The organism is Kitasatospora herbaricolor (assembly GCF_030813695.1).
GTDB classification, from domain to species: Bacteria; Actinomycetota; Actinomycetes; order Streptomycetales; family Streptomycetaceae; genus Kitasatospora; species Kitasatospora herbaricolor.
In genome coordinates this window covers 3,717,199-3,736,245 of sequence record NZ_JAUSVA010000002.1, presented here as the reverse complement: position 1 = coordinate 3,736,245, position 19,047 = coordinate 3,717,199, and the positions used below count along the sequence as shown (strand labels likewise).

At 72.8% G+C, this 19,047-nt stretch carries 15 protein-coding genes; 6 read left to right on the top strand and 9 right to left on the bottom strand.

Annotated elements, in window-relative coordinates:
• Positions 1-74 precede the first annotated feature (74 nt).
• A complete protein-coding gene (locus J2S46_RS16620; protein ID WP_191289711.1) occupies positions 75-3,644 on the bottom strand; it encodes a bifunctional glycosyltransferase/CDP-glycerol:glycerophosphate glycerophosphotransferase in 3,570 nt (1,189 codons plus the stop codon).
• 281 nt (positions 3,645-3,925) lie between these two features.
• Between J2S46_RS16620 and J2S46_RS16615 the strand changes: the two genes are divergently transcribed.
• From J2S46_RS16615 to J2S46_RS16605, 3 genes are all read left to right on the top strand, one after another.
• Positions 3,926-4,930: a glycosyltransferase family 2 protein gene (locus J2S46_RS16615; protein WP_191289712.1), complete on the top strand. Its 1,005-nt coding sequence runs from the start codon at positions 3,926-3,928 to the stop codon at positions 4,928-4,930.
• Between the two features lie 96 nt (positions 4,931-5,026).
• Complete coding sequence (locus tag J2S46_RS16610) at positions 5,027-5,968, top strand: YihY/virulence factor BrkB family protein (protein WP_191289713.1); 942 nt, start codon at positions 5,027-5,029, stop codon at positions 5,966-5,968.
• 261 nt (positions 5,969-6,229) lie between these two features.
• The gene (locus J2S46_RS16605) at positions 6,230-7,150 is read left to right on the top strand and encodes a class I SAM-dependent methyltransferase (RefSeq protein WP_191289714.1); all 921 of its coding nucleotides are present in this window, start codon (positions 6,230-6,232) and stop codon (positions 7,148-7,150) included.
• Between the two features lie 151 nt (positions 7,151-7,301).
• Here J2S46_RS16605 and J2S46_RS16600 read toward each other — a convergent pair whose 3' ends face one another.
• Positions 7,302-8,567, bottom strand: a complete 1,266-nt coding sequence (locus tag J2S46_RS16600; RefSeq protein ID WP_307350361.1) for a D-alanyl-D-alanine carboxypeptidase family protein — start codon at positions 8,565-8,567, stop codon at positions 7,302-7,304.
• 154 nt (positions 8,568-8,721) lie between these two features.
• On the opposite strand from J2S46_RS16600, the gene J2S46_RS16595 reads away from it, so the two are divergent.
• Positions 8,722-8,979, top strand: a complete 258-nt coding sequence (locus tag J2S46_RS16595; RefSeq protein WP_191289716.1) for an SCO4848 family membrane protein — start codon at positions 8,722-8,724, stop codon at positions 8,977-8,979.
• Between the two features lie 176 nt (positions 8,980-9,155).
• On the opposite strand, the gene J2S46_RS16590 is transcribed toward J2S46_RS16595, so the two are convergent.
• The 4 genes from J2S46_RS16590 to sdhC are packed head-to-tail and all read right to left on the bottom strand — an operon-like array spanning position 9,156 to position 12,609.
• Positions 9,156-9,929 (bottom strand): succinate dehydrogenase iron-sulfur subunit, encoded by a 774-nt coding sequence (locus J2S46_RS16590; RefSeq protein WP_190213113.1) that lies wholly within the window; start codon positions 9,927-9,929, stop codon positions 9,156-9,158.
• Complete coding sequence (sdhA, locus tag J2S46_RS16585; RefSeq protein WP_191289717.1) at positions 9,929-11,671, bottom strand: succinate dehydrogenase flavoprotein subunit; 1,743 nt, start codon at positions 11,669-11,671, stop codon at positions 9,929-9,931. The genes J2S46_RS16590 and sdhA overlap by 1 nt, the downstream gene beginning before the upstream one ends.
• Positions 11,672-11,725: 54 nt before the next feature.
• Positions 11,726-12,223 carry a succinate dehydrogenase hydrophobic membrane anchor subunit gene (locus J2S46_RS16580; protein ID WP_191289718.1) on the bottom strand — a complete coding sequence of 166 codons (498 nt, stop codon included), beginning with the start codon at positions 12,221-12,223 and terminating at the stop codon, positions 11,726-11,728.
• Between the two features lie 5 nt (positions 12,224-12,228).
• Positions 12,229-12,609 carry a succinate dehydrogenase, cytochrome b556 subunit gene (gene sdhC, locus J2S46_RS16575; RefSeq protein ID WP_190213110.1) on the bottom strand — a complete coding sequence of 127 codons (381 nt, stop codon included), beginning with the start codon at positions 12,607-12,609 and terminating at the stop codon, positions 12,229-12,231.
• 241 nt (positions 12,610-12,850) lie between these two features.
• Here sdhC and J2S46_RS16570 point away from each other — a divergent pair, with 241 nt between their 5' ends.
• Positions 12,851-13,711: a hypothetical protein gene (locus tag J2S46_RS16570; protein WP_191289719.1), complete on the top strand. Its 861-nt coding sequence runs from the start codon at positions 12,851-12,853 to the stop codon at positions 13,709-13,711.
• 36 nt (positions 13,712-13,747) lie between these two features.
• Here J2S46_RS16570 and J2S46_RS16565 read toward each other — a convergent pair whose 3' ends face one another.
• From J2S46_RS16565 to J2S46_RS16555, 3 genes are all read right to left on the bottom strand, one after another.
• Positions 13,748-14,188 carry a 2-oxo-4-hydroxy-4-carboxy-5-ureidoimidazoline decarboxylase gene (locus tag J2S46_RS16565; protein WP_307352783.1) on the bottom strand — a complete coding sequence of 147 codons (441 nt, stop codon included), beginning with the start codon at positions 14,186-14,188 and terminating at the stop codon, positions 13,748-13,750.
• A gap of 511 nt (positions 14,189-14,699) precedes the next feature.
• On the bottom strand, positions 14,700-16,370 hold the full coding sequence (locus tag J2S46_RS16560) for an alpha/beta hydrolase (protein ID WP_229912648.1): 1,671 nt from the start codon (positions 16,368-16,370) through the stop codon (positions 14,700-14,702).
• A 44-nt stretch (positions 16,371-16,414) separates the two neighbouring features.
• The gene (locus J2S46_RS16555) at positions 16,415-17,170 is read right to left on the bottom strand and encodes an SDR family oxidoreductase (protein WP_191289720.1); all 756 of its coding nucleotides are present in this window, start codon (positions 17,168-17,170) and stop codon (positions 16,415-16,417) included.
• Between the two features lie 275 nt (positions 17,171-17,445).
• Here J2S46_RS16555 and J2S46_RS16550 point away from each other — a divergent pair, with 275 nt between their 5' ends.
• The gene (locus J2S46_RS16550; RefSeq protein ID WP_191289721.1) at positions 17,446-19,035 is read left to right on the top strand and encodes an acyl-CoA mutase large subunit family protein; all 1,590 of its coding nucleotides are present in this window, start codon (positions 17,446-17,448) and stop codon (positions 19,033-19,035) included.
• Positions 19,036-19,047: the final 12 nt, after the last annotated feature.

Here is a 19,047-nt window from a genome sequence, read left to right as displayed (position 1 = left end):
GACGGCGAAGTGCCCGGTGCGACGCGCGCACCGGGCACTTCGGGGGGCTCCTGGGCCCTGCGGACGGACGCCTCCTAGGCCTGGTGGCCCAGCAGCCCGTCGACCGCCCGGGCGGCGGCGCCGCCGTCGTCCAGGCCGCAGTAGGCCTCGCGGAAGGCCGTGTAGCGCTCCGCGTGCTCGGCGGCGACCTCGTCGACCCGGCCGAGGGCCGCGACCAGCTCCGCGGAGGTGGCCAGCAGCGGGCCGGGTGCCTCGGCCTCCAGGTCGAGGCTGAATCCGCGCAGGTTGTCGCGGTAGTGCTCCAGGTCGTACGTGAAGAACAGGATCGGCCGGCCGGTGCCCGCGAAGTCGAAGACCGCCGACGAATAGTCGGTGACCAGTACGTCCGCGATCAGCAGCAGGTCCGCCATGTCGGGGTAACTGCCGACGTCCCAGATGTAGCCGTTGCCGGCGCCGGGGATCTGGCCGCAGACCAGGTGGTGGCTGCGGACCAGCAGCACCTGGTCGTCGCCGAGCGCGGCCCGGGCCGCCTCCAGGTCCAGCCGCAGGTCGAGCTGGTAGCCCTCGTCGGGGCGCAGCCGGTCCTCCCGGAAGGTGGGCGCGTACAGCACCACCTTCTTGCCCTCCGGCAGGCCCAGCCGCTCCCGGACCTGGTCGGCGGTCTTCTCCCGGTCGGTCGCGTACAGCAGGTCGTTGCGCGGGGAGCCGATCTCCAGCACCTCGCCCCGGTATCCGAAGGCCCGGCGCAGCACCGGCGTGGAGAATCCGTTGCCGGAGAGCAGCAGGTTCCACTGCGCGACCTCGCGGTCCAGGTCCTTCAGGTAGTTCGCGTCGGTGAACCAGATCTTCTCGAAGTCGTGCCCGATCTGCTTCAGCGGGGTGCCCAACCAGGTCTGCAGCACCACCTGGCCGGGGCGGCGGGTGAAGAACTCCGGCAGGTGCCCGCTGGTGACCACGTACTTGGCGGTGGCCAGCGCCTCGAACCACTCGGGGCTCGACATCCGCAGGGCGCGGGCCGTGCGCGGCAGCTCGGTCTGCAGGTCCTCGACGCCCCACAGGTGCTCCAGGTCCGCCCCGCGGCGCACCAGCTCCTCGTGGATCGCCCGCGGCGCGTCGGCGTACTGCCCGCCGGAGGCGAGGTGGTAGACCACCGCGTCGCGCACCGGCCGCCGCTGGGCGGCCGGGTAGTCGACCAGGCGGAGCTGCCGCAGCCGGAACCCGCTGGCCTCCTCGGGCAGCAGCGCGGAGTGCGACTCCAGCGAGAGGCCGTCGTGGTGGCGGCGCTCCAGCGTGATCCGCTTGCCGCGGGAGTCGACGTCCAGCGGGAGCGAGGACCAGCAGGCGGGGGCGGCCAGGGCGCGCGGCCACTGCTGCCCGACGGGGGCGCCTGCCGGGCGGAAGAAGACGTCCCAGGTGCCGAGGACCAGCGGCACCCGGCCGGCGAAGGAGGCCGTCGGGACGGTCGGCAGCGCGGTGCTGAAGCGGCCCTCGGAGATCTCCACCGGGTAGGCGTGCTCCTCCTCCAGCCACTCGTGGCGCACCACCAGCTCGTAGTGGTGCGGGCCGGGCAGCGGGAAGCTGCCGCTGAGCAGGAAGCCGTCCTCGCCGCGGGCGGTGATGGCCTCCACCACGGGCTGCAGCACCTGGTCGGCGAACTGCAGGTTGCCGGTCGGGGAGGGCTTGGAGTAGAGCGCGCGGCGCGGCTGCCCGGCTTCGGCGGCGAGGGCCAGGTCGATGTGGGTGAGCGGCAGGCGGTCGTCGGTGGCCAGCGGCACGACGGTCCCGTCGGACAGCTGCAGCGCGGCGTCCCAGCGGTCCCGGGTGCGGGTCCCGGCGGCCGGGTCGAGGGCGGCCCAGGCCTGCCGGACCTCGGTCAGCGGCTCCGTCCCGAAGCTCGCGGTGAACGGCTGGGCGAGGCCGACCGGGACGCCCAGCTCCAGCGGGAACAGCAGCGAGCGGTCCGACTCGACGTGGGTGAGGCGCAGCTGTGCGCCGGCCAGGTCGGGCCCGGAGCGGGCCGCGCCGGTGATCTCGACCTGCCCCTTGCCGGCGCTCAGCCCGGTCACCCGGGCCCGGACGGTCTCCACCCGCAGGTGGACGTGGGTGTCCTTGACCCAGGGCACGATCCGGACGTCCTGCTCGACCCAGTGGGCCGGCAGGTAGGCGGCGGTGTCGCTGCGGCCGCCGGAGACCCGGCCCTTGTAGACCCCGCCCTTGCCGGCGCCGGCGACCAGTACCCGCCAGGTGCCGTCCTTCCAGCGCCCGCGGTGCTTGAGCCGCTTCGGGTCGACGGTGGCGCTGAACCCCGCCCAGTCGCAGCTGTACAGGTCGTGGGTGGAGCTGAAGGTGGCCTCGGGGCTGTACTGCGCCTTGGTCTGCACGGCGAGCACCCGCCGGCCCTTGGCCTCGCGCAGCACCAGGACCTTGATCATGTCGTGCTTGTTCTCGGCGCCCAGGTGCTCGGGGAAGGCATGCCCGGTGAGCTCCAGCTTGCCGTCCACCCACGCCGAGCTGTACAGCCGGCTGCGCATGACCAGCGAGTTCTCCAGCCGCAGCACGTCGGCCGGGACGCTCTTGCGGCCGCCTCGCAGGAACGGGTAGTCGGCGTACGGGCGCAGCAGCCCGCGGGCGGGGGCGGCGCCGTGGCTGCCGGCCTCGAACTGCAACTGCTCGACGAACTCGTCGATCCGGCCCTGCAGGGTCAGGAAGTACTTCAGCCGCAGCGGGGCGCGCAGCTTGCGGATCTTCTCCGGGCCGATCGCGCGGAGCAGCCGGCTGACACTCTCCTGGTAGGCGTCCCGGTACTCCTGGTCGCCGTCGATCACGGACCGGAAGAACATCGGGATCTCCTCGACGAGGGTGTTCTCGTCGTAGGAGCGCAGGTACTTCGCGAAGCGCGGCTCGCTGCGCCCGATCAGCCACTCGCGGACCAGCTCGACCGACTTGACGCGGTCGGTGAGCCCCCGCGGGTTGGTCCGCATCTGGGTGATCGACATCTCGCCGACCTCGCGCTCGCGCCAGTGGTAGATCGGCTCGGAGAGCACGTCCACGCTGCGCGCGAGGTAGTGGTGCGGCACGCTGACCGGGGCGTCCTCGTAGAGGATGCCCTCCGGGTAGAGGATGCCGGCCTCGTCGAAGAAGGAGCGGCGGTACACCTTGTTCCAGGCGGTGCGGTCGGTGACCAGCGCCGGGATCTCGGTGATGTGGGTCTTGAGCCGGGTCTCCTTGAAGGGCTTGCGGTGCCCGCCGGACGGGTAGTACCCGACGGCCCGGAAGCGCAGCACGTTGCCGGTGGCGAAGTCGGAGCCGGTCTCGTCGAGCGTGTTGATCATCAACTCGTAGGCGCTCGGCGGCATCGAGTCGTCGCTGTCGACGAAGCACAGGAACTCGGTGCCCTCGGTCAGGTTGCGGATGCCCGTGTTGCGGGCGGCTCCGAGTCCCTTGTTGACCTGCTGGACCAGCCGGAACCGGGAGTCCTTGGCCGCGTAGGCCCGGGCGAGCGCAGCGCTGCCGTCCTTGGAGCCGTCGTCGACCATGACGACCTCGAAGTCCTCGAAGGTCTGGGCGGCGATCGAATCGAGGCATTCCACCAGGTAGCGCTCGACGTTGTAGATCGGGACGACGATGGAGAGGCGGGGGGCCATCGGCTACGCGGGCCTTTCATTGGGGGGTGGAACCACGACCGCGCGCACGGGCGGCGGCCGTGAGCTGTTCCGGCTGCACACGTGCGGCCGATCCTACCGTCCGGCCCTCGCCGGTCCGGTGGCCCGACGCCGTCCACCAGGCGCGGATGGGGTCAGGACGCCGTGCGGCGGTTACTCTGCCGCCTGGCGCGCGATCGCCGCCGCGCGCCTCCCCGCGCGCTTCCCCGCCTGCCACCGGGCCGGACGCCCGGCCCGGCAGCACCCCCTGGAATGATTGTCAGATGCCCCGTTTCAGCGTGATCGTCCCCGTCCACCAGGTGCAGGACTACCTGGCCGAGTGCCTCGACTCGGTGCTCACGCAGTCCTTCGAGGACTTCGAGCTGATCGCGGTGGACGACCGCTCCCCGGACGGCTGCGGCGCGATCCTCGACGCCACGGCCGAGGGCGACCGGCGGATGCGGGTGCTGCACCTGCCGGAGAACGTGGGCCTCGGCCGTGCCCGCAACGCCGGCCTCGACGTGGCCTCCGGCGACTACGTGCTCTTCCTGGACAGCGACGACACCTTCACCCCGGGCCTGCTGGCCGCCGTGGAGACGCGCCTGCGCCACTGCCAGGACCCGGACGTCCTGGTCTACGACTACGCCCGCAGCTACGCGGACGGCCGGGTCGTCCGGGCCGCCTCCGCCGCCGTGATGGGCCGCCCCGGCCCCGAGGTCTTCGACCTGGACCAGCGGCCCGACCTGCTGGAACTGCTGCAGGTGGTCTGGAACAAGGCCTACCGCCGCGGGTTCGTCACCGAGCAGGGCCTGACCTTCCCGGCCGGCTACTACGAGGACACCCCCTGGACCTACCCGGCGCTGCTCGCCGCCGGCCGGATCACCCTGCTCGACCAGGTCGGCGTGCACTACCGCCAGCGCCAGGAGGGCGGCAACATCCTCGCCACCCCGAGCCGCAAGCACTTCGACGTCTTCGCCCAGTACGACCTGGTCTTCGCCTTCCTCGACCGCCGCCCCGACCTGGACCACTGGCGGCCGGTGGTCTTCGGGCGGATGCTGCACCACCTCAACACCGTGGTCAGCCGGGCCGGCCGGATCCCGCCCCGGGACCGCCGGGAGTTCTTCCGCCGCGCCGCCGAGCACTGCGCCCGGCTCCGCCCGGCCGGCTACCGGCCCCCCGCCGGGGTGGACGGGATCCGGACCGAACTGCTCAGCCAGGGCCGCTACACCGGCTACCAGGCCGTCCGGGCGCTCGCCCGCACCCGCCGGCTGGTCGCCCGGGGCGCCTGAGCCGGTCCGGGCGGCCCGGACGGTATAACGGGGACGAGCCGTAGCTTCCGGCCGCCCGCTTCCGGCCGCCCCGACCCGAGACAGGTGGCCCCCGCCGTGGAATTCCTCACCCGTCTCCCGGTGGTCGGCCCCCTCGTGGCCCGGGTGCTGCGCAGCCGGCCGTACCGCGTCTACGAGCACTTCACCGCCGTCAAGGGCAACCGGCTGGCCGGCGCGATCACCTTCTTCGGCTTCTTGGCGCTCTTCCCGCTGCTCACCGTGGCGCTGGCGATCGCCGTCGCCGCGCTCACCCCGGGCCGGGTCGAGGAGCTCCAGAAGCGCATCGAGGACCAGCTCCCGGGCCTGTCCGACTCGCTCGACCTGAACTCGCTGGTCGCCAACGCCGGCACGGTCGGCGCGATCAGCGGCGTCCTGCTGCTGCTCTCCGGCCTCGGCTGGGTCGACACCATGCGCGGCGCGATCCGGGACGTCTGGCTGCTGCCCGAGGAGACCGCCAACCCGGTGCTGCGCAAGGCCTGGGACTGCCTGGTGCTGTTCGGCCTCGGCCTGGTCAGCCTGTTCTCGCTGGGCGCCTCCGCGGCCGGCACCACCCTCGCCGGGAAGATCGCCGACCAGCTCGGGCTGGACCGCGGCGGCCCCGGCGGCTACCTGCTCAGCGCCGTCGGCCTGCTGATCGCGATCGCCTCCGACATGGTGCTGTTCGCCTACCTGCTGGCGCCCTTCCCCCGGATCACCGACCAGCGCCGGCGCAGCCTGCTGGAGGGCGCGCTGATCGGCGCGGTCGGCTTCGAGCTGCTCAAGCTGCTGCTCGCCTCCTACCTGGGCTCGGTGGCCGGCAAGAGCCTGTACGGGGCCTTCGGCGTCCCGGTGGCCCTGCTGCTGTGGATCAACTTCGTCTGCCGGCTGCTGATGTACTGCGTGTCCTGGACGGCGCTGGCCGACCCCGCAGCCGCCCGCGAGCGGGCCAGGGAGCACGCCCGGCGGGCCCTGGCGGCCGCGGACGACGACCGGGCGGTCACCGGCGCAGGGGGCGCCTGAGCCCTCCCTGGCGGCTTCCGGGCCGCTCCCGGACGACGTCGGGGCCCCTCCCGGGGAGCTCCCGGCGAGGGGCCCGGGGCATTCCCGGGGCAGGTCCGCGGGCGCTCCGTGAGGGCGTCCGGACGGAATAGAAGCGAGCTGTCCGTATCTCTCGCACAGAGTCGAACAAGTGACTAGGCTCACACCTCACTGCCGACCCCTTCAGTGTCAGCAGGCAGCAGCGGCCACCCCGCTCACCGCAGTCACCTGGAGATTCCCGTGATGAGCGCCGATCCCCACACCATGCGTCCGGTGCGCCCCACCCCACGGCGCCTGGACGACGTCCCCGGCTGGTTCTGGCCCGTCGACCAACTGCTCTTCACCAGGATCCTGGAAGGGCAGACCGACGCCGACACCACCGGTGACCTGCTGGAACTCGGAACCTACCTGGGCCGGAGCGCGATCCTGATCGGCCGGCACCTGCAGGCGGGCGAGTCCTTCACCATCTGTGACCTCTTCGACTCGGACGCGCCCGACGAGGCCAATTCCGACGAGATGTCGATGTCGTACCGCAAGACCCTGACCAGGCAGGCCTTCGAGGCCAACTACCTGGCGTTCCACCCGGAGCTCCCGACCGTCGTCCAGGCACCCACCTCGGTGCTGCAGGACGGCCGGGTCGGCGCCGAGAGCTGCCGCTTCGTCCACATCGACGCCTCGCACCTGTACGAGCACGTCGCCGGGGACGTCCAGGTCGCCCGGGCGGCCCTGGGCAAGAACGGCGTGGTGGTCTTCGACGACTACCGCTCCGCGCACACCCCGGGAACGGCCGCCGCCGTCTGGGAGGCCGTGTTCAGCCACGGGCTGCGGCCGGTCTGCCTGAGCCCCGAGAAGTTCTACGGCACCTGGGGCGATCCGGCCGTGGTCCAGGAGATGCTGCTCGCCCACGACTGGACGGGCGAGGGCTGGGACCTCGGCCGCGACACGCTGGCCGGCGGCGAGGTGCTGCGGCTCTCCGGCACCGGCCTCAACCTGGCCGACCCCGAGATCAGGGCCAGGGTCGCCACCCGCCCCGCCGCGGCCCGCGGGCCCGTCCCGGGGCCCCGCTCGGTCGGTCGCCGGCTGGCGCTCGACCTGTTGCCCCCGGTGGCCACCCGGGCGGTCCGCCGCCGGCTGCAGGCCGCCCGCGAGCGCAGGGCGGGCTGACACCGCGCCGCGGCGGCGGTACGGCCGGCTCACGCCCACCCGCCCCCGTGCACCGCACCGGCAACCCCGTACAGCGGGCCCGGCAGGCCTCGTCCGGCCTGCCGGGCCCGTCGTCCCGTGCTCCTCCCGCCCGGGGTGACCGGGGGCCGGCTCACGCCTCCTGGTCGAACGGCGGCGGCCCGCTCCACCGTCCGTCCGCGGCGGCGGCCTCGGCCCGGCGGGCACGGCGGATCACCAGGAAGGCCAGCAGCGGCAGCAGGGCCGCGGTGGCCACCCCGAGAGCCACCGCCGGTCCGGTGCCCGACCCCTTCGAGGAGGTCCGCGCCACCGGCGGCGCCAGCGCCTTGGCCGGCCCGTTCCCGCCGTCGGCACCGCCGCTCGCGGCGGGGGCGGTGGTCTCCGGGCCCGCGCCGGCGGACGGGGACGCCCCGGCCGCGCTCCCGTCGACCAGCTGACCGACGGGGGTGACCTTGTCCGCGGCGGCGAAACCCCAGTCGAGCAGGGCGGCCGTCTCGTCGTAGACCTTCTGGTAGGTGGTCGGGTGCATCACCGTCACCAGCAGGGTGCGGCCGCCGCGCTCGGCGGCGCCGACGAAGGTGGAGCCGGCGTTGGTGGTGAAACCGTTCTTGACGCCGATCAGGCCCGGGTACTTGCCGAGCAGCCGGTCGGTGTTGGCGATCCCGAAGCTGCCGCGTTGTCCGGTGTTCTTGTCGAACATGCCGGGGAACTGGGCGTCCCGGGTCGCGCAGTAGGCGCGGAAGTCGGGATTGCGCAGCCCGGCCCGGGCGAACAGGGTCAGGTCGTAGGCCGAGGAGACCTGCCCGTCCTGGTCGTAGCCGTCGGGGGAGATCACGTGGGTGTCGCGGGCCTGCAGCGCCTCCGCGCGGGCCTGCATCTCGGCGACGGTCTCCTCGATCCCGCCGTTCATGTGGGAGAGCACGTGCACGGCGTCGTTGCCGGAGCTGAGGAAGACGCCCCGCCAGAGGTCCTCGACCCGGTAGTCCAGGTCCTCCTTGATGCCGACCAGGCTGCTCCCCGAGCCCAGGCCGGTGAGCTCCTCCGGAGTCACCTTGTGCACCTGCTCCTTGTCGAACTTGGGCAGCACGGTGTCGGCGAAGAGGATCTTCATGGTGCTCGCCGGGGGCAGCCGCAGGTGCGGGTTGTTCGCGGCCAGCACCTCCCCGGAGGTGGCGTCGGCCACTATCCAGGACTTGCCGGTGAGGTCCCCGGGCAGCGCGGGCGCGCCGGCCGAGGGGGAGATCTGGACACCGGGCAGACCCAGCCGCTCGCCGCCGATCGCCGGCGGCGGGGGCGGAGGGTCCTCGCCCGGTACGGCGGCGGCGGCCGGAGCCGCGCAGAACGAGGCGGCGGCGGTCAGCGCGGCCAGCCGGCGTGCGAGGTGACGGCGTGTTTGCACTCGCAGACCGTACCCACATTCGGGTGCGTCCGTCCGCAGCAGGGCCGATGTCCCCCGGGGGAGGGGCTGCGGCTGGGCCGTCCGGCGCACTGCGCATACTGGGACGGACCGCTCCCCGGCGGTCCCGCCGCCCGTCCTCCAGAGGAATCGCACCATGAAGCTCAGCCGCCGCACCTCCTGGTTCCTGACCGCCTTCGGCGCCTGGTCCATGATCATTTGGGTGACCTTCGTCAAGAACCTCTGGAAGGACTCCGGCGGCCAGGCCTTCACCGGCGGCGACCACTCCCAGCCGACCGCCTTCTTCTGGATCCACCTCACCCTCGCGGTGACCTCCTTCGTCCTCGGCGTCCTGGTCGGCCTGGTCGGCGTCCGCGGCCTGCGCGCCGGGCGCGAACAGAGCGTGGCCGGCTGACCGCGGCCTAGCCGTTCCCCGCCCCGACCGCTCGCCGACCGGCAGCCGAGTCCCGCGCGGCGCGCGGACGGACTTGCGAACCGCGCGCCGGGCCGACCGGCCCGCGCGAACGCCCGAGGGCCCGTCCGGATCACTCCGGACGGGCCCTCGGGCGTCGGTGCTGCGGTCGGCTGCTCCTAGAAGCGGCGGGTCACCAGGGCCCGCTTCACTTCCTGGATCGCCTTGGTGACCTCGATGCCACGGGGGCAGGCCTCCGAGCAGTTGAAGGTGGTGCGGCAGCGCCACACGCCCTCGCGGTCGTTCAGGATCTCCAGCCGCTGCTCCGCACCCTCGTCGCGCGAGTCGAAGATGAAGCGGTGCGCGTTGACGATCGCGGCCGGGCCGAAGTACTGGCCGTCGTTCCAGAACACCGGGCAGGACGACGTGCACGCGGCGCACAGGATGCACTTGGTGGTGTCGTCGAAGCGCTCGCGGTCCTCGGCGGACTGCAGGCGCTCGCGCGTCGGGTCGTTCCCGTTGGTGATCAGGAACGGCATGACGTCCTTGTACGCCTGGAAGAACGGGTCCATGTCGACGATCAGGTCCTTGAGGACCGTGAGGCCCTTGATGGCCTCGATGGTGATCGGCTTCTCGGGGTTGACGTCCTTGATCAGGGTCTTGCAGGCCAGACGGTTGCGGCCGTTGATCCGCATCGCGTCCGAGCCGCAGATCCCGTGCGCGCAGGAACGACGGTAGGTCAGGGTGCCGTCCTGCTCCCACTTGACCTTGTTCAGCGCGTCCAGGACGCGCTCCTTCGGGTCCAGGGTGAGCTGGTAGTCCACCCACACCGGCTCCGGGTGCTCCTCCGGGTTGAACCGGCGGATGCGCAGGGTCACGGTGATCAGCTGGACGCCGCCCGCCTCGGCCGCGTCCAGAGCGGCCGAGTGCTGCTCCACAGTCGGAGTGCTCATCAGTACTTACGCTCCATCGGCTGGTAGCGGGTGGTGACGACCGGCTTGTAGTCGAGGCGGATGGAGGTGGTGCCGTCCTCGGCGACCTCCTGGTACGCCATGGTGTGCTGCATGAACTTCACGTCGTCACGGGTCGGGAAGTCCTCGCGGTAGTGACCGCCGCGCGACTCCTCGCGGGCCAGCGCGGAGACCGCCAGCACCTCGGCCAGGTCGAGCAGGTTGCCCAGCTCGACGGCCTCCAGGAGGTCCGTGTTGTACCGGAAGCCCTTGTCCTGGATCGCGACGTTCTTGTACCGCTCGCGCAGCGCGGCGATGTCCTCGACGGCCTGCTTCAGGGTCGCGCCGGTGCGGTAGACCATGGCGTTGGTGTCCATGCTCTCCTGCAGCTCCTTGCGGATCTGCGCGACGGACTCGGTGCCGGTGGACTCCCGCAGGCCGTCGACCAGCGCCTGGACCTTCTCTGCCGGGTTCTCGGGCAGCTCGGTGAAGCCGACCGTGGACGAGTAGTCGGCGGCGGCGATGCCGGCCCGCTTGCCGAAGACGTTGATGTCCAGCAGCGAGTTGGTGCCCAGGCGGTTGGCGCCGTGCACGGACACGCAGGCGACCTCGCCGGCCGCGTACAGGCCCGGGACGACGTCCGTGTTGTTGCGCAGGACCTCACCCTCGACGTTGGTCGGGATGCCGCCCATCGCGTAGTGCGCGGTGGGCTGGATCGGGATCGGGTCCGTGTAGGGCTCGATGCCGAGGTAGGTGCGCGCGAACTCCGTGATGTCCGGGAGCTTGGCGTCCAGCTGCTCCGGCGGGAGGTGCGTGAGGTCCAGGTAGACGTGGTCGCCGTCCGGACCGCAGCCGCGGCCCTCGCGGATCTCGGTGTAGATGGCGCGCGAACAGACGTCACGGGACGCGAGGTCCTTCATGACGGGGGCGTAGCGCTCCATGAAGCGCTCGCCGTCCTTGTTGCGCAGGATGCCGCCCTCGCCGCGGGCGCCCTCGGTGAGGAGGATGCCCATGCGCCAGATGCCCGTCGGGTGGAACTGGAAGAACTCCATGTCCTCCAGCGGCAGGCCGCGGCGGTAGACCAGGGCCTGGCCGTCACCGGTGAGGGTGTGGGCGTTGGAGGTGACCTTGAAGAACTTGCCGGTGCCGCCGGAGGCGAACACGACCGCCTTGGCCTGGAAGACGTGGATCTCGCCGGTGGCCAGCTCGTAGGCGACGACGCCCGCGGTCTTGCCGTCGTTGATCAGCAGGTCCAGGACGTAGAACTCGTTGAAGAACTCGACGCCGTGCTTGACGCAGTTCTGGAACAGCGTCTGCAGGATCATGTGACCGGTGCGGTCGGCCGCGTAGCAGGAGCGGCGGACGGCCGCCTCGCCGTGGTTGCGGGTGTGGCCGCCGAAGCGGCGCTGGTCGATCCGGCCGGCCTCGGTGCGGGAGAAGGGCAGGCCCATCTTCTCCAGGTCGAGGACGGCGTCGATGGCCTCCTTGCACATGATCTCGGCGGCGTCCTGGTCGACCAGGTAGTCACCGCCCTTGACCGTGTCGAAGGTGTGCCACTCCCAGTTGTCCTCCTCGACGTTGGCGAGGGCGGCGCACATGCCGCCCTGGGCCGCGCCGGTGTGGGACCGGGTGGGGTAGAGCTTGGTCAGCACGGCGGTACGGCTGCGCTGGGTCGACTCGATGGCCGCGCGCATGCCGGCGCCGCCCGCGCCGACGATGACTGTGTCGTACTGGTGAATCTGCATGGGGGTCTTAACTCGCCTCTGGCCTCTGCCGATTGCCGATTAGATGCTGTGTCGTCAGATGTTGGGGTCGAAGGTGAAGATCACCAGCGTCCCGAGCAGCACGGTGAACACCGTGGCAGCACCCATCAGCGTCTTCAGCCAGAACCGGGTGGAGTCCTTCTCGGCGTAGTCGTTGATGACCGTGCGCATGCCGTTGGCGCCGTGCAGCATCGCCAGCCACAGCATCAGCAGGTCCCAGCCCTGCCAGAACGGCGAGGCCCAGCGGCCCGCCACGAAGGCGAAACCGATCTTGGAGACGCCGCCGTCGAGCACCAGCATGATCAGCAGGTGGCCGAGGATCAGGACGACCAGCACGACACCCGACAGGCGCATGAAGAGCCAGGCGAGCATCTCGAAGTTGGTCCGGGTCCGGCGCGGGGTCTTCTTGGTGCGAGTACGGGGAGGCTCGACCACGAAGGCGTCGGCGGGGTTCCCGGTGCCGAGACCCTGGCCGGTGTGGGCCTGGGCGGAGGGAACCACCAGCGAGTCGGTGTAGGTGTAGTCCGTAGGCATGCCGATCACTTCCCGAACCAGTTGGTCAGCGTGTGCTGGAGGATCGGGTAGAAGGCACCGGCCATCAGGACGACCCAGACGCCGAGCACGGACCAGAGCATCTGCTTCTGGTACTTCGGGCCCTTGGACCAGAAGTCCACGGCGACGAGCCGCAGGCCGTTCAGTGCGTGGAACAGGATGGCGGCCACCAGGCCGTACTCCATCAGGTTCACCAGCGGCGTCTTGTACGTCTGGATGACGGAGTCGTAGGCCTCGGGTGACACCCGCACGAGTGCGGTGTCGAGGACGTGGGCGAACAGGAAGAAGAAGATGAGGACGCCGGTGACTCGATGAGCCACCCAGCTCCACATGCCTTCCCGGCCGCGGTACAGCGTTCCAGCCGGCACGGAAAAACCCTCCGGAAGCGATTGGGGGCTCGGCCGGCTTCGGTGTCGGTCAGCCCGGCCGGTACGGTCCTCCGGCCGCCAGCATCCTATCGACGCGCTGTCGGGAACCGCCTCCGGGGGCCCGAGGTGTGATCAAACAGGCACGGGCGGGCTAATCCGGCGGGAACTCGTCACCGTGCGTCATCGTCCGACTGCGCTACGGTGGCGGCCCGCCCCGCCGCCGACGACTGCCGAGGCCCCCGTGCCGCTCCGCCCTGCCCGTCGCCCCGTCCTCCGCCCGCTGCTGCGGCCCGCCCTGCGGGTCCGCCTGCGCCGCCGGTCGTTCCCCCCGGCGGCGGCCCGCCCGACCGCGGCCCTGGCCGGGGCGTTGCTGCTGGCCACGGGCTGCACCACGGTCGGGGTCTCCGCCGACCGGGTCGCCGAGGGCCGGGCCCTGGCCGCGGCCGAGCTGCGGGCCGCCGCCCTCAGCGACGGGGACCTCGGGCCCGGCTACATCGTGACGGTGATGACTCCCGGTCACGGCGAGACCGGCCCGGCGGACGGCCGGGAGGTCACCGACGTGCCCGCCTGCCAGCCCGTCCTGGACGCGGTCACCCCGGCCAACACGGCCGTCGCGGCCGGCCAGGGCGGCTCCCCGGCACCCGCAGGGCCGGATCTCCCGATCGCCGAGACGGACCTGAGCGTGGCCACCGCGGCCGACCCCAGGGGCAGTGTCTACGCCGGACTGCTGGCCTACCGCCCGGGCCGGGCAGCGGAGTTGCGCCGGCAGGTGGAGCAGGTGCTGGCGGGCTGCGGCAGCTTCACCTCGACCACGGCGACCGGGCGCGGCGCGGCCGGCGCCCGCAAGGGAGTGCCGGCCAAGCACCGGCTCAGCCGGGTCGACACGCCCACCACCGGGGGAGCCGACGCGGTGACGGGGTTCACCCTGACGAATGAATCCGGGGGAGTGACCCTCACCCAGCGGGCGGTACTCGCCCGGGTCGGCTCGGTGCTCGCGGTCTTCAGCACGGTCGGCGTCGGCGCGGAGCCGGCCGCCGCGCCGGACGAACGGGTCGTCCGGCAGCAGGTGGCCAAGCTCCGCGCCGCGCAGCGGGGCGACTGAGGACCGGTTGGCGGACCGGCCCCCGGACGCCCGGTCTCAGCGCGCCCCGGCCTCGGTGTGGGTCGCGACCAGGTGTTCCAGCCGGGTCAGGGCGATCCGGCGGAGCTCGTCGGCGGCGATCAGCCGCTCCTCGTCCGGGTCGTTGGCCAGCCGGGTGCGGACCGAGCTCAGCACGGTGTCCAGCATCTCCTCGGGGGCGATGCCCTCCAGGCAGACCACGAACACGTGACCGAACCGGGCCTCGTACGCCGCGTGCGCCGCCCGCAGGGCGGTGTGCGCGGCCTGGCTGCCGGGAGCGCGCATGCCGAGCAGCGGCTGCGGCATCCAGCTCTCGTCGGCCAGCGCCTCGGCCAGGTCGGCCGGGCGCAGATCGTAGGAGGCCTCGCTCGCGGCGGCGAGCAGGGACCCTATGTCGGGGTACGGCCGGTGCGCGGTGAGCCGCAGGGCCCATCGGTGGCTGCCGCAGCAGGCGAGCAGGGCCTCCTCGGCGGCACCGGCGTCGGCCTCGTTGAAACGGTGCAGTCCGAGCAGAGCCGGCTCCGTCTGGGGGCTCCCCTGGACGAGAGCCGGGGGAAGGTCGAGCCGCTGTGGCGGGACGTCGCTGGCCAGCGGGTCCTCCTCGTGAGGGCGGGAAGGGCGGCACGGTGGAAGGGTGAAGGGAGCCGCGCCGTAACGGGGTGCGGACGGACAAGCCTGCCGATGAATCGGTGCTCGGTGATCGCGTGTGACTGTGCCTCGGTGCGCGGCACGGGTGAAGTATGGGCCGGTCCGGGCGGTTCCGGAGGGTGGCCGGGCAGCGGCACAACGGTAGTTGAGCAGTCATCAGTTGGGGAGAGCGCGCGCGGAATTCACCCGAACGAGCTATCAAGTTGTGACGTTGACAGCTTTGCGTCAGTCCCCGTGGCCGCCTGATGTGCTACTTCGCCCGGTGCGGCCCCGGACGCGCGGCCCGGCGGGAGGGCTCCGCCGGGCCGGCCGCCCGCTCGCGCTACCTGGCGCAGCGGGTCCCGGCGGCCGGCGGGACGCCGTTCACCAGGTACGACTCCAGCGCGGCGTCGATGCAGCCGTTGTCCTTGCCGAAGGCGCCGTGGCCCTCGCCCTCCCGGGTGAGCAGGGTGGCGGAGGCGAACCCCTTCGCGAGGCTCTCGGCGGCCGCGTACGGGGTGGCCGGGTCGCCGGTGGTGCCGACCACCAGGATCGGCGCGCTGCCCTCGGCCCGGACGGTGTGCGGGGTCTCGGTGGTCCGGTACGGCCAGGCCGCGCAGGCGGGGGTGCTGTAGTCCTCGGCCGTGGTGCCCTTGCTGACCAGTGGCGCCTGCTCGCGCAGCCGGTCGAGGACCTGCTGGATCCGCTCGGCGGACGGCGCGGGCGGTGCGCTGTCGGCGCAGCGGATGGCCCGTCCGGCATCCTCCAGGGTGGTGTAGTGCCCCTGCTCGTCGCGGCCGTTGTAGTTGTCGGCCGAGGCCAGCAGGTAGTCGGCCTTGCCGCGTGCCATCGCCCAGCCGAGGGACCAGCGCAGCTGCTGCCAGGCGGTCGTCTCGTCCCCGTAGAGGTAGCTGATGGCGCCGGTCCAGCCGAGGTCGCTGGTGAGCCGGCGGCCGTCCTCGGCGGTCAGCGGGTGCTCCCGCAGGCCGTCCAGGAAGTCGGCGGCCTTCCTGGCGGCCCGGTCGGGCGAACTGCCGAGCGGGCAGTCGTCGGCGTGGTTGCGGACGCAGTCGACGGCGAAGCGCTCCAGCGACTTCTCGAAGCCGGCCGCCTGGTTCACGCTCTGGTCCAGCTTGTCGGCGGCCGGGTCGACGGCGCCGTCCAGCACCAGCCGGCCGGTGTTGGCGGGGAACTCCTCGGCGTACAGCGAGCCGAGGTACGTGCCGTACGAGATGCCGAGGTAGTTGAGCTTGCGGTCGCCCAGGGCCTCGCGCAGGACGTCGAGGTCCCGGGCGGTATTGCGGGTGCCGACGAACGGGAGCAGCTTGCCGGAACGGGCCTGGCAGGCGGCGGCGAAGTCGGCGGCCCGCCCGGCGCGCTCGGCCTGGCGGGCCTGCGGGTCCTGCGGCTCGTCGGTGGAGTTGAGCGCGTCGCGGTCCTTGTCGTCCAGGCAGTTGACGGGGGCGCTGCCGCCGACGCCGCGCGGGTCGAAGCCGACCACGTCGAAGCGGTCGTGCAGGGCGCCCTTGAAGCGGTCGGCGCCGAACCTGACCATGTCGACGCCTGACTCGCCGGGGCCGCCCGGGTTGACCACCAGCGAGCCGATCCGCTGCCCGGGCGCGGCGGCCGGCAGCCGCAGCAGGGCGACGTCGATCGCCTCGGCGCCGGGGTGCGCGTAGTCGAGCGGGACGTGCAGCTTGCCGCACTGCATGGCGGAGGTGTCGACCTTCGCCGCGCGCGGGTCGTCGGGGCAGCCGGCCCAGGTGACCTGCTGGCCGTAGAACGGCTTGAGCGCCGGATCGGCCGCGCCGGTGGGCCGGGCGGGCGGCGCGGGGCTCGCGGCGGCGGTGGCCGCCGGGGCGGGGCCGGTCGTGACGGGGGCGGCGCCCTGCGGCCGCGGGTGTCCGCTGCACGCGGTGAGCAGCAGGGCGCCGGCCGCGAGGCCGGCGGCCAGCAGGCGTGGGCGGGGGGCCCGGGGAGTTCTCATCGCACAGGTGTACCAGGTGATGATCATGTGATGAATCCGCTCGTCGGCCCCCCGGGCGGCGTCCGGCCCGGTCAGGCCCGGTGCACCTTGTGGTTGGCGGCCTGCGCGCGCGGGCGCACCACCAGCAGGTCGATGTTCACGTGCGGCGGCCTGGTCACCGCCCAGGCGATGGTGTCGGCGACGTCGTCCGAGGTCAGCGGCTCCGCCACACCGGCGTAGACGGCGGCGGCCTTCTCCTCGTCGCCGCGGAAGCGGGTGACCGCGAAGCCCTCGGACTTCACCATCCCCGGTGCGATCTCGATCACCCGGACCGGCTCCCCGCACAGCTCCAGCCGCAGGGTGGCCGCGATGGTGTGCGCCGCGTGCTTGGCGGCCACGTAGCCGCCGCCGCCCTCGTAGGCCGTCAGTGCGGCGGTCGAGGAGAGGATCAGCACGGTGCCGTCGCCGGAGGCCCGCAGGGCCGGCAGCAGCGCCTGGGTCACGTGCAGCACGCCCAGCACGTTGACCTGGTACATGGCCAGCCAGTCGGCCGGGTCGCCGGTCTCCACCGACTCGGCGCCGACCGCGCCGCCGGCGTTGTTGACCAGGACGTCCACCCGGCCGAGCTCCGCCGCGAAGGCGTCCACGGCGGGCCGGTCGGTCACGTCCAGGGTGATCGCGCGGGCCGAGCCGCCGCGCTCGGCGATCTCCTTGGCGAGCGCCTCGATCCGCTCGGTGCGGCGGGCCGTGAGCACCACCTCGAAGCCCTCGGCGGCCAGCCGGCGCGCGGTCGCCGCGCCGATCCCGCTGCTGGCGCCGGTGACCACGGCCACCTTCTGCTCGGTCATAGCCGCTCCTTCGTGGGGCCGGCCGGCAGGGGATGCCGGCCGGAGTGGGCCGGCCGCCCGTCGAGGGGCCGCCGGCGGGGCTTGGACGTTCATCCGATCATCTCAAAGTGTTCGCACCCGCCGGAGCCCGGCGGCGACCCGCCCCCCGCGACCGCGCTCCGGGGCGGTCGCGCCCGCGCCGGCCGGGCACGGCACCGCCCCGCGGACTACATTGCGAAGGGCCGGACGCCCGCCGGGCGGCGCCGTCGCGCCACCCTCGGACCCGAGGAGACCCCATGGCAGCCGAGCCCCGCCGCACCGAGTCGGGCCTGCCCGTCGAGCCCGTCTACGGCCCCGAGGCGCTCCGGGGCTGGGACCCGGCCGAGCGGCTCGGCGAACCCGGCGAGTACCCCTACACCCGCGGCGTGTACCCGTCGATGTACACCGGACGGCCCTGGACGATGCGCCAGTACGCCGGCTTCGGCACCGCCGCCGAGTCCAACGCCCGGTACCGGCAGCTGATCGCCGGCGGCGGCACCGGCCTCTCGGTCGCCTTCGACCTGCCGACCCAGATGGGCTACGACTCCGACGCCCCGCTCGCGGCCGGCGAGGTCGGCAAGGTGGGCGTGGCCGTGGACAGCGTCGAGGACATGGCCGTCCTGTTCGGCGGGATCCCGCTGGACGGGGTCTCCACCTCGATGACCATCAACGCGCCCGCCGCGCTGCTCCTCCTGCTGTACCAACTGGTCGGCGAGTCCCAGGGAGTGGCGCCCGCCCGGCTCACCGGCACGGTCCAGAACGACGTGCTGAAGGAGTACATCGCCCGCGGCACCTACATCTTCCCGCCGAAGCCCTCGCTGCGGCTGGTCGCGGACGTGATCCGGTACTGCCGGGCCGAGATCCCGCGGTGGAACACCATCTCGATCTCCGGCTACCACATGGCCGAGGCCGGGGCCGATCCCGCGCAGGAGATCGCCTTCACCCTCGCCAACGGCATCGAGTACGTCCGCACCGCGCTGGCGGCCGGGATGGCCGTCGACGACTTCGCGCCCCGGCTCTCCTTCTTCTTCGTCGCGCGCACCACGCTGCTGGAGGAGGTCGCCAAGTTCCGGGCGGCGCGGCGGATCTGGGCGCGGGTGATGCGCGAGGAGTTCGGCGCCCGGGACCCGAGGTCGCAGATGCTGCGCTTCCACACCCAGACCGCCGGGGTGCAGCTGACCGCCCAGCAGCCCGAGGTCAACCTCGTCCGGGTCTCGCTGCAGGCGCTGGCCGCCGTTCTCGGCGGCACCCAGTCGCTGCACACCAACAGCTTCGACGAGGCGATCGCGCTGCCCACCGAGAAGGCCGCCCGGCTGGCCCTGCGGACCCAGCAGGTGCTGGCGTACGAGACGGACGTCACCGCCACCGTCGACCCCTTCGCCGGCTCCTACGCCGTCGAGCGGATGACCGACGAGGTCGAGGCCCTCGCGCTCGCACTGATGCGCCGGGTGGAGGAGCTGGGCGGCGCGGTCGCCGCGATCGAGCAGGGCCACCAGAAGGCCGAGATCGAGCGCACCGCCTACCGCGTCCAGCAGGAGACCGACGCCGGCCGGCGCACCGTGGTCGGGGTGAACCGGTTCCGGCTGGACGCCGAGGAGCCCTACCGGCCGCTGCGGGTGGACCCGGCGGTCGAGGCCCGGCAGGCGGCCCGGCTGACCGCGCTGCGGGCCGGGCGCGACCGGCGGGCCGTCGACCGGGCCCTGGGGGCGCTGCGCCGGGCCGCCGCTGGGACGGACAACGTGCTCCCCCCGATGAAGGAGGCACTGGCGGCCCGCGCGACGGTCGGCGAGGTCTGCGACGCCCTGCGCGAGGTGTGGGGCACCTACGCGCCGGTCGAACGGTTCTGACCTCACATCACC

Coding starts and splice junctions, on each gene's coding strand:
- J2S46_RS16620 (WP_191289711.1), bottom strand. CDS start 3,644: ATGGCCCCCCGCCTCTCCATCGTCGTCCCGATCTACAACGTCGAGCGC.
- J2S46_RS16615 (WP_191289712.1), top strand. CDS start 3,926: ATGCCCCGTTTCAGCGTGATCGTCCCCGTCCACCAGGTGCAGGACTAC.
- J2S46_RS16605 (WP_191289714.1), top strand. CDS start 6,230: ATGAGCGCCGATCCCCACACCATGCGTCCGGTGCGCCCCACCCCACGG.
- J2S46_RS16595 (WP_191289716.1), top strand. CDS start 8,722: ATGAAGCTCAGCCGCCGCACCTCCTGGTTCCTGACCGCCTTCGGCGCC.
- J2S46_RS16590 (WP_190213113.1), bottom strand. CDS start 9,929: ATGAGCACTCCGACTGTGGAGCAGCACTCGGCCGCTCTGGACGCGGCC.
- sdhA (WP_191289717.1), bottom strand. CDS start 11,671: ATGCAGATTCACCAGTACGACACAGTCATCGTCGGCGCGGGCGGCGCC.
- J2S46_RS16580 (WP_191289718.1), bottom strand. CDS start 12,223: ATGCCTACGGACTACACCTACACCGACTCGCTGGTGGTTCCCTCCGCC.
- J2S46_RS16560 (WP_229912648.1), bottom strand. CDS start 16,370: ATGATCATCACCTGGTACACCTGTGCGATGAGAACTCCCCGGGCCCCC.
- J2S46_RS16555 (WP_191289720.1), bottom strand. CDS start 17,170: ATGACCGAGCAGAAGGTGGCCGTGGTCACCGGCGCCAGCAGCGGGATC.
- J2S46_RS16550 (WP_191289721.1), top strand. CDS start 17,446: ATGGCAGCCGAGCCCCGCCGCACCGAGTCGGGCCTGCCCGTCGAGCCC.